Source organism: Kitasatospora sp. NPDC017646, assembly GCF_044329365.1.
In the GTDB taxonomy this organism is placed as follows: Bacteria; Actinomycetota; Actinomycetes; order Streptomycetales; family Streptomycetaceae; genus Kitasatospora.
The window spans coordinates 398,536-411,725 of sequence record NZ_JBIRJC010000004.1 but is presented as its reverse complement, the minus strand read 5'-3'; the positions used below and the strand labels follow the sequence as shown (position 1 = coordinate 411,725).

Sequence of the window (13,190 nt, the reverse complement as noted above, 5' to 3'; positions counted from 1 at the left end):
CCGGACCGCCCCGAAGGGCTGGCGGGGCCGGCCGAAGAACCGGGAGGAGCGTCTCCCTGCGGACGCGCGTGCGGCACCAGCCCTACGAAGCCGCCCTCAGCAGCGCGTCGTCCCGCCACTTGAGGATCTTGTCGAAGCTCACGATGGCCCCGCGGAGGGGGTGGTTGCGGAGCTGGACGTGGTCGGTGAGGGCGTGGATGAGGAAGAGGCCTCGGCCGGACTCGGCGGTGAGGTCGGGGAGGGTGTCGAGGTCGACCGGGCGCAGGGTGGGGGCCGAGGGGCGACAGGGCAGGACGTGGGTGTCGTACGGGTGGCCGTCGCGGCGGGGGCGGTGGGCGGTGAGGACGCGGGCCGGGACGGTGGCGCGGCCGCGGCGGTGGCGGCGGGGCGCGTGGCCGGCCGGGGCGGAAGCGGCCGGGCGGCGGGCGGCCGCCGGGGCGCTGGGGACGGGCAGGCCGGGGCCGGAGTCGGTGACCTCGATCCGCAGGCGGTCGCCGTTGATCGCGGCGGTGACCTGGAAGCCGTCGTCGGGTCGGCCGGTGGCACCGTGTTCGACGGCGTTGGCGCAGGCCTCGGTCAGGGCGACGCCGAGGTCGTCGGCGATCTGCGGGTCGACGCCCGCGGTCGCCATGGCACCGAGCAGGATGCGCCGGGCCAGCGGGACGCTGGCCGGGTCGCGCTTGAGGTGCAGAGTCCACCAGATGTCCACGGGAGGTCCCTCCTGGCTGCGGCTCCACATACAACTAGGTATCTCCGGGCGAATCGGCGGCGAACCGTGCCCGGGGGCGGCTACCGCCCGTTCGGCGGATGGACTGTGGACGGGCCGTGTGCCGAAGGGCGCACGGAGTGAGGTGTACGCCGCCGCCGAACGGGGCATTCGTAGGGATTTCCCACCCTGCCCGTGTCGGCGGTGTACGCGATGAGATGATGGCCCGGCCATGACTGCCCTCCCCGCCGCCCCGTTCCAGGGCACCCCTGCACCGGCTCGGCCGGTGGGGGCCGCCTGGGACCTGCGGCTTGCCCGGGCGGTCCCGTTCGCACTGGTCTGCACGCTGATAGCGGCGGCCGGGCACGCCCTGGCCGGTGGCGGGAACGTGCCGCCGGCCGCGCTGGCGACGGGTTTCGCCGCGGTGCTGGTGCTCGCGGTGGCGTGCGGCGGGCGGGAGCGTTCGCTGGCGGCCATCGCCGGTGCGCTCGGCGCGGGGCAGATCGGACTGCACTGCCTCTTCCACGGCCTCGGCGGCCACGGTTCCGGCATGCACCACGGCGCGATGTCCGTACCGCAGGCGGCCGGCCGGCTGATCTGCAACGAGGCCCGTCCGGGCACGCTGCTCGGCCTGCCCGGCGGCACCTCCCCGGAGCAGCTGGTCTCCTCGGCGGGCCTGGACCCGCACGCGTACGCCGCCGCGCCGTGGTGGCAGGGCGGCGTGCTGGGGATGACGCCGTCGATGCTGGCCGGGCACCTGGCCGCCGCGCTGGTGGCGGGCTGGTGGCTGCGGCGCGGCGAGGCGGCGCTGTGGCGGCTGGTGCGGGTGGCCGCGTCGGCGGCCCGGGAGCACTGGGCGGCGCCGCTTCGCTCGGCGCTGGTGCTGGTGGCCGCGCTGCTGCGCGGCCTGTTCGGCGTGGCCGGTCCGGCCCGCCGGTTCGGTGCGGGCGGCGGCGCGGACCGGCTGCCCACGAGCGCGGTGCTGCGGCACAGCGTGGTGCGGCGCGGTCCGCCGTGCGGGGTCCTCGCGCACTGACCCGGTGTTCCGCCGTCGCCGTCGAGCGGTGGCGGCCGCCCCGGTGGGGTGCGCGGTGTCCGGGCCGTTCCCGTCCGCCCACGGCGACGGCGGCCCCCGGCTCTGCCCTCACACGTCCGCACGTGCGGCGCCGCCGAGGCACGGTTCCCCGTCGCCCGGTCCGGCCGGCCGCCGAGCTCCGATCGGAGACCCCCGTCATGCGTTCCCTTTCCGCCCGCCGTACCGCCGCCGTCGCCCTGACCGCCGCCGCCTCCGTGGTGGCGCTGGCCGGCCCGGCCTTCGCGCACGTCACCGTGAACCCGGGCTCGGCCGCCCAGGGCGGTTACGCGACCGTCAACTTCCAGGTGCCGGACGAGAGCGACACGGCGAGCACGGTGAAGCTGGAGGTCAACCTGCCGCTGGACCACCCGCTGGCCTCGGTCCGGACCCTCCCGATGCCGGGCTGGACCGCGGCCGTCGAGAAGTCCAAGCTCGACAAGCCGCTCAAGGTGCACGGGAGCGACGTCAACGAGGCCGTCTCCAAGATCACCTGGACCGCCGACGCCGGCACCAAGATCGCCCCCGGCCAGTTCCAGGAGTTCAAGCTGTCGCTCGGCCCGCTGCCGACCGACGCCGACAGCATGGTGTTCAAGGCCCTGCAGACCTACGACAACGGTGACGTCGTCCGCTGGATCGACGAGGCGCAGGCCGGCCAGCCCGAGCCGGCCCACCCGGCGCCGACCCTGAAGCTCACCAAGGCCGCCTCCGGTGACGGCCACGGCGTCACCGCCTCCGCCTCCCCGGCGGCCGGCGCCCACGGGGACAGCTCGGACCGGGCCGCCTCCGACGGCGACGCCAAGTCCAGCGACGGCACCGCCCGCACCCTCGGCGTGGTCGGCATCGTGGTCGGCGTGATCGGCACCGCCGTCGGCGTGCTCGGCCTGCGCCGCAAGAACAGCGGCTCCGCCTCCTGACCTCCGCACCGGCGGGGCCGTACCCGTACCCGTAGAGCGGTACGGCCCGCCGGTGGTCCCACCCGCGCCCGAACGGATCCACCATGCCCCGCACCGCCCGCACCGCCCGCCTGGCCGGCGCCGCCGCCCTCGCCCTGGCCGCCGCGCTCACCCTCTCCGCCTGCGGCTCCTCCGGCGGCGGCTCCACCCCCGCGAAGGTCACCCAGCAGAAGGACGACAGCCCGTACCAGGGCACCAAGCTGGCGAAGAACTTCGAGAAGCCCGACCTCCAGCTGACCGACACCTCCGGCCAGCCGTACGACCTGCGGCAGCAGACCAACGGCAAGGCCACCCTGCTGTTCTTCGGCTACACCAGCTGCCCGGACGTCTGCCCGACCACCATGGGCGACATCGGGGTCGCGATGAAGGCGCTGTCCGCGGAGGACCGGAAGAAGATCGACGTCGTCTTCGTCTCCACCGACCCGCAGCGCGACACCCCCAAGGTGCTGCGCACCTGGCTGGACTCGATGGGCACCGACTTCATAGGCCTCACCGGCGACCTGGCCAAGGTGAAGACCGCCGCCAGGTCGCTCGGCATCATGATCGAGGACCCGGTGGTCAACGCGGACGGCACCGTCACCTCGACCCACGGCGCACAGGTGCTGGCCTTCCTCCCCTCGGACGACAAGGCGCACGTGCTCTACATGAGCGGCACCGAGGAGAAGACCTACGAGCACGACCTGCCGCTGCTCGCCAAGGGCGTGGCGGCGTGACGGCGGCCGACCGCCGCTTCCGCCGCTCCGCCCTGGCCGGCGCGGTGCTGGCGACGGTCCTCGGCGGCGGGGCGATACTCGCCGCCTGCGGAACCGGCGGTCAGGGCGCCGCGGCCGCCGCCGACGCCGGGCCGGCGAAGCTGAGCGTGGCCGACCCCTACATCCCGCTGCCCCCGGCCGGCGGAATGGGTGCCGGCTACCTGACCGTCCGCAACGACGGCGGGCCGGACCAGCTGGTCAAGGTGTCCAGCCCGGCCGCCGGGTCGGTCACCATGCACCGCTCGACCACGTCGACCATGCAGCAGGTGGACAGCCTGGACGTGCCCGCGCACGGCGCGCTGCAGCTCGCCCGCGGAGGCACCCACCTCATGATCATGGGATGGCAGAAGGCCCCCGCCCTGGGCGACGAGCTGGAGCTCGACCTGACCTTCGCCAAGTCCGGCACCATCTCCGTCAAGGTGCCGGTCAAGGAGCTCACCTACCGTCCCGGCCAGAGTTAGGGGACCCGCCAGCATGGAGAAGGCCGCCCACCGCCGGACCGCCCAGCGCCGAACCGCCCAGCACCCGACGGCGCAGCGCCCGACCGCCCGGCGCCGCCGCGTCGCCGGACTCGTCGCACTGCTCGGCGCACTGCTCGCGCTGATGCTCGCCGGCGCCGGCCCGGCTTCCGCGCACGCCACCCTGGACTCCACCGACCCGGCGCAGAACTCGGTGGTCGCCACCGCACCGCAGGCGGTCACCCTGACCTTCAGCGAGACGGTCTCGCTGTCCGGCGACTCCGTACGGGTGCTCGACCCGGCCGGCAGGCCCGTGGACACCGGCAACCCGGCGCACGCCGACGGCAAGGGCGACACCGCCCGGGTCGGCCTGAACAGCGGCCTGGCCAACGGCACCTACACCGTCGCCTGGCGGGCCGTCTCGGAGGACTCGCACCCCGTCGGCGGGGCGTTCACCTTCTCCATCGGCGCGCCCTCGGACACCTCGGTGTCCACCACCGCACTGCAGGGCGCCAAGGCGGACACCCTGGTCGCCGCCCTGTACGGGACCGGGCGCACCGTCGCGTACGCGGCCTTCGCGCTGCTCGCCGGGGTCGCCGCCTTCGTGCTGGTCTGCTGGCCGGCCGGCGCCACCCGGCGCCCGGTGCAGCGGCTGCTGATGACCGGCTGGACGGCGCTGCTGGCGTCGACCGTCGCGGTGCTGATGCTGCGCGGCCCGTACGAGCGCGGCACCGGCGTCGGACAGGCCCTCGACCTGTCGCTGGTGCGCGCCACCCTCGACGAGCGGATCGGCACCGCGCTGGCCGCCCGGCTGCTGCTGCTCGCCGCGGCCGGGATCTTCCTGTCGCTGCTGGTCGGCCAGCTGGGGCAGCCGCCGCAGCCGGCCCCCGCGGCGGCTGCGGAGGACGCGGACCCCGGGGCCACCGACGCCGACGAGGCCGAGGCCGCCGAGCTGCGTGACCTGGAGCGGCGGGCCGCCGAGCGGCCGCAGCGTGAGGTGCGGCTCGGACTGGGCGTGGCCGGGCTGGTGCTGGCGGTGGCGCTCTCCGCGACCTGGGTCGGCGCCGACCACGCCTCGGTGGGCGTCCAGGTCTGGCTGGCCCTGCCCTTCGGCATCCTGCACCTGATCGCGATGGCGCTCTGGCTGGGCGGTCTGGCCTCGCTGCTGGTCGCACTGCGCGAGGGCGTCGGCGCCGAGGTGGTGGACCGCTTCTCCAAGGTCGCCTTCGGCTCGGTGGCCGTACTGGCCGCCACCGGGATCTACCAGTCCTGGCGGGGTTTGGGCAGCTGGGGCGCACTGACCGGCACCGAGTACGGGAAGCTGCTGCTGGTGAAGAGCGGCTGCGTGGTCGTGATGCTGGGCGTGGCCTGGGTCTCCCGCAGCTGGCTGGCCCGGCTGCGCTCGGCCCCGGCCGAGGCGGCCGAGGTCGAACGGGCCGAGGTGCCCGAGCCGGTCGGCGCCGCGGCGCGCAGCGAGGACCCGGTGCGGCAGGCTCAGCTGGACCGTCAGCGGGCCGCCGCGGCGAGCGCCGGGCGCGAGCGCGGGCTGACCCCGACCCGGGCCGGGCTGCGCCGCTCGGTGCTGGTCGAGGCGCTGGTCGCGGTGGCGGTGCTGGTGGTCACCACGATGCTCACCAACTCCCCGCCCGGGCGGGTCGCGGGCGAGATCAAGGCGGCCGGGACCACCGCGGGCGCCGGTACGGCGGCCCCCGCGGCCCCGCAGACCGAGCCGGGCCGCACGGTGGAGCTCAAGCTGCCGTACGACACCAAGGGCCGGACGCCGAACGCCAAGGGCACCGCGACCGTCACCCTCAATCCGGCCGGGACCGGCCCGAACGAGGTCAAGCTCGCGCTGGACGGCACGGACGGCAGGCCGGTGGACGTCCCCGAGGTGCAGCTCGCCTTCACCCTGCCGGACCGCGACCTCGGCCCGCTGCCGGTCACGCTCACCCCGGAGGGCACCGGCCGCTGGAGCGGCACCGCGCAGCTGCCGCTGGCCGGCACCTGGGTGGTCTCGGTGCAGATCCGCTCCTCCGACATCGACCAGACCACCCCGACCCAGCAGTTCAAGATCGGGTGAGCGCGGTGGACGACGCGGTGGACGACAAGGAGAAGGTCGGCCCGGCGGGCTTCACCCGCCGGGCGCTGCTCGGCACGGCCGGCGCCGGACTGCTGGTCGGCGCCGGGACCGGGGTGGCCGGAGCGGTCGCCTACGACCGCCGGGGCGACGGCGCGCCGGGGGGCACGGGCGCCGCGGCGGGCGGCGGCGTGCTCGGCACCGGCCGGGTGCCGTTCCGCGGCGAGCACCAGGCGGGGATCCTCGAACCCCAGCAGGCCGGCGTCCGGCTGGCCGCCTTCGACCTGGCCGACGGCGCCGGCCGGGACGGACTGCGCACCCTGTTGCAGCGCTGGACCAGGGCCGTCGACCGGCTGACCGCCGGGGAGCCGGCCGAGGAGTTCGACAACCAGGTCGCGCTGGACGCCGGGCCCTGCTCGCTCACCGTCACCCTCGGCTTCGGGGCCGCGCTGTTCGACAAGGCCGGGCTGGCCGACCGCCGCCCGGCCGCCCTCGAACCGCTGCCCGCCTTCCCCGGCGAGGCGCTCGACCCGGCCCGCGGCGAGGGCGACCTGTTCCTCCAGATCGGTGCCGACGACGCGCTGGTGGTGGCACACGCCCTGCGGACGCTGCAGAAGCTGGCGGCCGGTACGGCGGCGCTGCGCTGGCAGTCGGCCGGCTTCGCCCGGACGCCGGGCGCGACCGCGCGGCCGATGACCGGGCGCAACCTGATGGGCCAGGTCGACGGCACCAACAACCCCAGGCCAGGCCAGGAGGGCTTCGCCGCCACGGTGTTCTGCGCCCCGGGCGGGGACCAGCCTGCCTGGCTGGCCGGGGGCTCCTACCTGGTGTTCCGGCGGATCCGGATGCTGCTGGACCACTGGGAGGAGCTGCCGGTGGAGCGCCAGGAGCGGGTGATCGGACGGCGCAAGGCGGACGGTTCGCCGCTGAGCGCACCGGCCGGGTCGGGCGAGGGCACCGCGGTGGACCTCTCCGCGCAGGGTCCGGACGGCGGACCGGCGATCCCCTCCGACGCCCACATCCGGGTCGCGGCACCGGCGGGCAACGGCGGGGCGGCGATGCTGCGGCGCGGCTTCTCGTATCACGACGGGGTGCTGCCGGACGGCTCTCCGGACGCCGGGCTGCTCTTCCTCGCCTTCCAGGCCGACCCGCGCAAGGGCTTCACCCCGGTGCAGCGCAAGCTCTCCCGGGGGGACGGGCTCTCCCGCTTCCTGCGGCACGAGGCGAGCGGGCTGTACGCCGTCCCACCGGGAGTGCCGGCCGGAGGCTACCTCGGTCAGCAGCTGCTGGAGGGGTAGTTCCGCAAGAGCGGTCCCGGCCACTGGAACGCTTTCCTGCCGGGAGCGCGGAATCGTTATGGTGACTGCTCCGGCACCACCAGGCACCACCAGGCACCACACCATTCGCAACGGAGGCGTCATGTCGGCCACCCGCTACACCTATCTCGGCCCGGCCGGCACCTTCACCGAGGCGGCGCTGCACACGCTGCCCGAGGCGGCGACCCGGGAGCTGGTGCCGCTGTCCTCGGTGGCGCTGGCGCTGGACGCGGTGCGCGGCGGGGACGCCGCCGGGGCGTTCGTGCCGATCGAGAACTCGGTCGAGGGCGCGGTCACCGCGACCAACGACGAACTGGCCGCCGGCGCGCCGCTGATGATCTACCGCGAGGTGCTGCTGCCGATCACCTTCGCGCTGCTGGTGCGTCCGGGCACCGAGCTGTCCGGGGTGAAGACGGTGACCAGCCACCCGGTGGCCCAGCCGCAGGTGCGCAAGTGGCTGGCGGCCAACCTCCCGGACGCCACCTGGGAGTCGGCGGCCTCGAACGCGGACGGCGCCCGGCTGGTCGCCGAGGGCCGGTACGACGGGGCGTTCGCGGGCGAGTTCGCGGCGCCGATCTACGGGCTGGACCCGCTGGTCAAGGAGATCGCGGACTCCCACGGGGCGACCACCCGGTTCGTGCTGGTCGGCAGGCCGGGGCGGGTCTCCTCGCCGACCGGGGCGGACAAGACCTCGATGGTGGTCTGGCTGCCGGACGACCACCCGGGGGCGCTGCTGGAGCTGCTGCAGGAGTTCGCGGTGCGCGGGGTGAACCTGATGCGGATCGAGTCCCGGCCGACCGGGGAGGGGCTGGGCAGCTACTGCTTCCTGATCGACTGCGAGGGGCACCTGTCCGAGCGGCGGGTGGCCGAGGCGATGATGGGCCTCAAGCGGATCTGCCCGCAGGTGCGGTTCCTCGGCTCCTATCCGCGCGCCGACCGGCAGGGGTCCAGGCACCGGCGGCCGGGGACCTCGGACGAGGATTTCACGGCGGCGGCGGACTGGCTCTCCCGGGCGCTCGACGGACGCGGGGACATCTGAGCGCCTTCTCCCGGCTTTCTGACCTTTTCCGACCGTTATCGACCGGACTGATCAAGTGCGGCCGGTGACCGCACCGTCATCCACAGGAACGTCCGGCTCCGGGGGCCGCTGTCCACAGGCCTCGCCGCTGTCCACAGCCGGAAGTTATCCACAGGTCTGGGGATGAGTCGACAAACCGGTATAGCCATTGCCCAGAACTGGTCGGATCATCGGTTAGCGTCACAGAGATGAACAATCGGACCAGAGTCACCCGCTTGCCTGCAAATCACCCGTGCGAGTGCATCAATTCCCTCACCCGAGAAGGTTGATTGAGGTTTGAAACCTCAATTCCCCGGTTTCGTCGAGCGGATGGCGATCCTCCCCCGCCGTCCACAGGTCCGGCCCCGGACCTGTGGATAACCGGCCCCCGGTCCGGGCCCGGTGGATTCCCCACAGGAGTTATCCACAGGATCGGGTGAGTTATCCCCAGGGGAAAACCGGTACCGGTGGAGGAACGCCCGCCCGGTACGCTTGGCCCTGTGATTGACCTTCGCCTGCTCCGTGAGGACCCTGACCGAGTGCGCGCCTCGCAGCGCGTCCGTGGCGAGGACGTCGACGTGGTCGACGCCCTCCTCTCCGCCGACGAGCGGCGCCGGTCCTCGGGCAGCCGCTTCGACGAACTGCGCAACGAGCAGCGGGTGCTCGGCAAGCAGGTCGCCCAGGCCAAGGGCGAGGAGAAGACCGCCCTGCTGCAGCGCACCAAGGAACTGGCCGCCGAGGTCAAGGCCGCGGACGCCGAGCAGAACGCGGCCAAGGAGGAGGCTGACCGCCTGCTCCGCTCCCTGGCGAACCTCATCGACCCGGCCGCCCCGGTCGGCGGCGAGGAGGACTTCGTCACCCTGGAGGAGATCGGCACCCCGCGCGACTTCGCCGCCGAGGGCTTCGAGCCGCGCGACCACGTCGAGCTCGGCCAGCTGCTGGGCGCGATCGACACCGAGCGCGGCGCCAAGGTCGCCGGTGCCCGCTCCTACTACCTGACCGGTCCCGGCGCGCTGCTGGAGCTCGCCCTGGTCAACATGGCGATCGCCCAGGCCACCGCGGCCGGCTTCATCCCGATGATCACCCCGGCCCTGGTCCGCCCGGCCGCCATGGACGGCACCGGCTTCCTCGGCCAGGCCGCCGAGAACGTGTACCACCTCCCCGAGGAGGACAAGTACCTCGTCGGCACCAGCGAGGTCCCGCTCGCGGCGTACCACATGGACGAGATCATCGAGGCCGACAAGCTGCCGCTGCGCTACGCCGGCTACTCGTCCTGCTTCCGCCGTGAGGCCGGCACCTACGGCAAGGACACCCGCGGCATCATCCGCGTCCACCAGTTCGAGAAGGTGGAGATGTTCGTCTTCACCACGCCCGAGGACGCGGAGAACGAGCACCGCCGCCTGCTCCAGTGGGAGAAGGACTTCCTCAACGCGCTGGAGCTGCCGTACCGGGTGATCGACGTCGCCTCCGGCGACCTCGGCTCCTCGGCCGCGCGCAAGTTCGACATCGAGGCCTGGATCCCCACCCAGGGCAAGTACCGCGAGGTCACCTCGACCTCGAACACCACCGAGTACCAGGCCCGCCGCCTGTCGATCCGGATGCGCGAGGAGGGCAAGACCCGCCCGCTCGCCACCCTGAACGGCACCCTGGTCGCCGTCCCGCGCACCATCGTGGCGATCCTGGAGAACCACCAGCAGGCCGACGGCTCGGTCGTCGTGCCCGAGGCCCTGCGGCCCTACCTCGGCGGGCGGACCGTCCTCGAGCCGGTCAAGTGACCCCGACCGCACACCCGATCGGTGGCGACCTGCCCTACCGGCTGGTCGCCACCGACCTCGACGGCACGCTGCTGACCAGCGCGGAGACCGTCTCCGAGCGCACCCGCGCCGCGCTGGCCGCGGCCACCGGCGCGGGCGCGCTGCACATCGTGGTGACCGGCCGCTCGGCCGTCTGGGCCCGCCCGGTTCTCGACGAGATCGGCTACACCGGGATAGCGGTCTGCGGCCAGGGCGCCCAGGTCTACGACGCCGGCGCGCACAAGCTGCTCACCTCGCTCACCCTGGACCGCCGGCTCGCCGCCCTCGCGATCGAGAAGATCGAGGCCGAGACCGGCCCGCTGGCCGTCGCCTCCAACCAGGACGGCCTGGACGGCCAGGTGCTGGCCGGCCCCGGCTACGAACTGCAGATCGGCACCGACCTCCCGGTCGTCCGGGTCGAGCGCGGCGAACTCCTCGGCTCCCCGGTCGCCAAGCTCTACATCCAGCACCCCGGACTGACCGACGACGCCCTCGCCGAGGCCGCCCGGCGCGCCGTCGGCGACCTGGTCGGCGTGGTGATGGCCGGGGCCGGCGTGGTCGAACTGCTGCCGCTGGGCCTGTCCAAGGCCACCGGGCTGGCCGTCGCCGCCCGCCGCCTGGGCGTGCGCGCCGCCGACACCATCGCCTTCGGCGACATGCCCAACGACGTGCCGATGTTCGGCTGGGCGGCGCACGGCGTGGCCATGGCCAACGCACACGAGGAACTGCGCGCCGTCGCCGACGAGGTGACCGCCGGCAATGACGAGGACGGCGTGGCCGTCGTCCTGGAGCGCCTCTTCCCGGCGGTCTAGGACCGACGCCCCGGCCCCTGCCATCCGGAAGGGGAAGCGGCGCTCCGCAGTTGTAGGATGACCGGGCAAGCAGTTGTAGGATGACCGATGACCGATGAGTGGTGCGCGAAGGGAGGCCCGGCATGAGCGGCGACGGCAACAGTCTGCAGGCGGCCGGGCGGCGATCCCTGGTGGACACCGCCATCGACCAGCTGCGCGAGCAACTCGCCGGCGGCGCCTGGCCGGTGGGGTCGCAGATCCCCACCGAGCACGAGCTCGCCGAGCGGCTGCAGGTCGGCCGGAACACCGTGCGGGAGGCGATCCGGGTGCTGGTGCACGCCGGCATGCTGGTCTCCCGGCAGGGCGAGGGCACCTTCGTTCGGTCCACCAGCGACCCCGCGGCGGTGCTGCGCGGCGTCCAGCGCTCGGGCATCCGGGACGTCCTGGAGGTCCGCGCCGCGCTGGAGACCGAGGGCGCCCGACTGGCCGCCCTGCGGCACACCCCCGAGGACATCCGGCGGATGCGGGCCGCGCTGGCCCGCGAGGCCGAGGTCTTCGCGACCCACCCCGAGCGGGCGAGCCGCGAGGCCACCGTCGAACACGACCTGGAGTTCCACACCGCCGTCGTCGAGGCCGCGCACAACCCGGCCCTGGCCGAGGTGTACCACTACTTCGGCGCCTCCGTGCGCGAGGCGATGACCGCCGCCTTCGGCGACCACGAGATGCCCGAGGCGGTCGTGGCCACCCACGAGGCGCTGGTCGACGCGATCGAGAGCGGCGACCCGGACCGCGCCGAGACGGCCTGTCGCGCGCTGCTCGCCGAGCCCACCGCCGCCGTCGAGCAGCTTCTCGCGGCCATCGCGGCCCGGAAGTAGGACGGCGAGAGCCCCGCTTCCGTCCGTCCCGCGGCCGGCGGCCGTCCTCGCCGTGCCCGCGCCACCCCTGATCCACGAAAGAACAGCACGCCCATGGCCGTCACCCGTGCCCAGCAGCCGGTTGTCACCACCCCTGCCCCGCTCCCCGTCCGCACCCGGCTGGCCCACCCCGTCCTGCTGCTGACCGGCATCGTGCTGGTCGCGCTGAACATGCGCGCCTGCCTGGCCGCCGTCTCCCCGATGGTCGCCGAGATCCAGCGGACCTTCGGCCTGTCCGCCACCGCGAGCGGGCTGATCACCACCGTCCCGGTGCTCTTCCAGGGCGTCGGCGCCCCGCTCACCCCCCGGCTGACCCGCCGGTTCGGCGCCGAGCGCGTCGTCCTGGGCGCGGTGCTGGTGCTGGGCGCGGGCGTGCTGCTGCGGGTGCTGCCCTCGGTCTTCGCGCTGTACGCGGGCTGCGTGGTGATCGGCGTGGCCATCGCGGTGCTGAACGTGTCGATGCCGGGCCTGGTCAAGCGGGAGTTCCCGGACCGCGCCGCCACCATGACCGGTGTCTACTCGACCACCATGCTGGTCGGCGCGACCCTCGCCGCCGGCACGTCCGTCCCGCTGGAGCACGCGCTCGGCGGCGGCTGGCGGGCCTCGCTCGGCGCCTGGTCGCTGCTCGCGCTGGTCGCGGCGGTGGCCTGGCTGCCGCAGGTGCTGCGCTCCCGGCAGGAGAAGGCCGCGGTGGCCGCGGCCGCCCGGCCCGGCAAGCCGATCGAAGGCCTCTGGAAGTCCCCGCTGGCCTGGCAGATCAGCCTGTTCATGGGCATCTCGTCGCTGCTGGTCTACACCCTGGTCGCCTGGATGCCGACCATCCTGGCCGACCACGGCATGGACCGCGGCCAGGCCGGCCTGGTCTTCGCCTTCTCCAACCTGGTGCAGGTGGCCGGCGCCTTCCTGGTGCCGCTGATGGCCGGCCGGATGACCAGCCAGCGCGCGCTGGCGGTCACCATGGCCGCTCTGAACGGGCTCGGCATCGCCGTCCTGCTGGTCGCTCCGGTCTCCGGCGCCTGGATCTCGGCGGCCATCCTCGGCGTGGCCCAGGGCGGTTCGCTGGGCCTCGGCCTGGCGTTCATCGTGCTGCGCACCGGCACCGCGGCCGGCGCCGCCCAGCTGGGCGGGATGTCCCAGGCGATCGGCTACCTGGTCGCCGCGGCCGGCCCGGTCGGCGCCGGTGCGCTGCACCAGCTGACCGGCGGCTGGGAGGCCACCCTGGTGCTGATGCTGGTGCTGGTCGCGGTGGTCGGCGCGGCGGGCTTCGGCGCGGGGCGCGACCGGACCCTGTAGGGCCC

The 13,190-nt window shown here is 74.3% G+C and carries 12 protein-coding genes; 11 read left to right on the top strand and 1 reads right to left on the bottom strand.

Annotation, left to right across the window (positions count from 1 at the left end; all coding sequences use genetic code 11):
- Positions 1-82: 82 nt before the first annotated feature.
- Positions 83-709, bottom strand: coding sequence for an ATP-binding protein (locus ACH4J0_RS10105; protein ID WP_396238151.1), 627 nt, complete (start codon positions 707-709; stop codon positions 83-85).
- Between the two features lie 229 nt (positions 710-938).
- Between ACH4J0_RS10105 and ACH4J0_RS10100 the strand changes: the two genes are divergently transcribed.
- The 11 genes from ACH4J0_RS10100 (at position 939) to ACH4J0_RS10050 (ending at position 13,185) form a co-directional block, all read left to right on the top strand.
- Positions 939-1,742, top strand: a complete 804-nt coding sequence (locus ACH4J0_RS10100) for a hypothetical protein (protein ID WP_396238149.1) — start codon at positions 939-941, stop codon at positions 1,740-1,742.
- Between the two features lie 197 nt (positions 1,743-1,939).
- Complete coding sequence (locus tag ACH4J0_RS10095; protein WP_396238147.1) at positions 1,940-2,695, top strand: YcnI family protein; 756 nt, start codon at positions 1,940-1,942, stop codon at positions 2,693-2,695.
- Between the two features lie 83 nt (positions 2,696-2,778).
- A complete protein-coding gene (locus ACH4J0_RS10090; protein WP_396238145.1) occupies positions 2,779-3,447 on the top strand; it encodes an SCO family protein in 669 nt (222 codons plus the stop codon).
- Entirely contained in the window at positions 3,444-3,947 is a 504-nt protein-coding gene (locus ACH4J0_RS10085) for a copper chaperone PCu(A)C (RefSeq protein WP_396238143.1), read from the top strand. Before ACH4J0_RS10090 ends, ACH4J0_RS10085 begins: the two co-directional genes overlap by 4 nt.
- Positions 3,948-3,960: 13 nt before the next feature.
- Entirely contained in the window at positions 3,961-6,024 is a 2,064-nt protein-coding gene (locus ACH4J0_RS10080; RefSeq protein ID WP_396238141.1) for a FixH family protein, read from the top strand.
- Entirely contained in the window at positions 6,021-7,319 is a 1,299-nt protein-coding gene (efeB, locus tag ACH4J0_RS10075) for an iron uptake transporter deferrochelatase/peroxidase subunit (protein WP_396238139.1), read from the top strand. The genes ACH4J0_RS10080 and efeB overlap by 4 nt, the downstream gene beginning before the upstream one ends.
- 121 nt (positions 7,320-7,440) lie before the next feature.
- Entirely contained in the window at positions 7,441-8,376 is a 936-nt protein-coding gene (pheA, locus tag ACH4J0_RS10070) for a prephenate dehydratase (protein ID WP_396238137.1), read from the top strand.
- Between the two features lie 518 nt (positions 8,377-8,894).
- Positions 8,895-10,169: a serine--tRNA ligase gene (gene serS, locus ACH4J0_RS10065; protein ID WP_396238135.1), complete on the top strand. Its 1,275-nt coding sequence runs from the start codon at positions 8,895-8,897 to the stop codon at positions 10,167-10,169.
- Positions 10,166-10,999, top strand: a complete 834-nt coding sequence (locus ACH4J0_RS10060; RefSeq protein ID WP_396238133.1) for an HAD family hydrolase — start codon at positions 10,166-10,168, stop codon at positions 10,997-10,999. The genes serS and ACH4J0_RS10060 overlap by 4 nt, the downstream gene beginning before the upstream one ends.
- Positions 11,000-11,121: 122 nt before the next feature.
- Positions 11,122-11,853, top strand: a complete 732-nt coding sequence (locus ACH4J0_RS10055; protein ID WP_396238131.1) for a FadR/GntR family transcriptional regulator — start codon at positions 11,122-11,124, stop codon at positions 11,851-11,853.
- A gap of 93 nt (positions 11,854-11,946) precedes the next feature.
- Positions 11,947-13,185 (top strand): CynX/NimT family MFS transporter, encoded by a 1,239-nt coding sequence (locus ACH4J0_RS10050; RefSeq protein WP_396238129.1) that lies wholly within the window; start codon positions 11,947-11,949, stop codon positions 13,183-13,185.
- Positions 13,186-13,190: the final 5 nt, after the last annotated feature.

Excerpts from the sequence above, each read along its gene's own strand:
- ACH4J0_RS10100 (WP_396238149.1), top strand. The coding sequence starts at position 939 with ATGACTGCCCTCCCCGCCGCCCCGTTCCAGGGCACCCCTGCACCGGCT.
- ACH4J0_RS10095 (WP_396238147.1), top strand. The coding sequence starts at position 1,940 with ATGCGTTCCCTTTCCGCCCGCCGTACCGCCGCCGTCGCCCTGACCGCC.
- ACH4J0_RS10090 (WP_396238145.1), top strand. The coding sequence starts at position 2,779 with ATGCCCCGCACCGCCCGCACCGCCCGCCTGGCCGGCGCCGCCGCCCTC.
- ACH4J0_RS10080 (WP_396238141.1), top strand. The coding sequence starts at position 3,961 with ATGGAGAAGGCCGCCCACCGCCGGACCGCCCAGCGCCGAACCGCCCAG.
- pheA (WP_396238137.1), top strand. The coding sequence starts at position 7,441 with ATGTCGGCCACCCGCTACACCTATCTCGGCCCGGCCGGCACCTTCACC.
- ACH4J0_RS10055 (WP_396238131.1), top strand. The coding sequence starts at position 11,122 with ATGAGCGGCGACGGCAACAGTCTGCAGGCGGCCGGGCGGCGATCCCTG.
- ACH4J0_RS10050 (WP_396238129.1), top strand. The coding sequence starts at position 11,947 with ATGGCCGTCACCCGTGCCCAGCAGCCGGTTGTCACCACCCCTGCCCCG.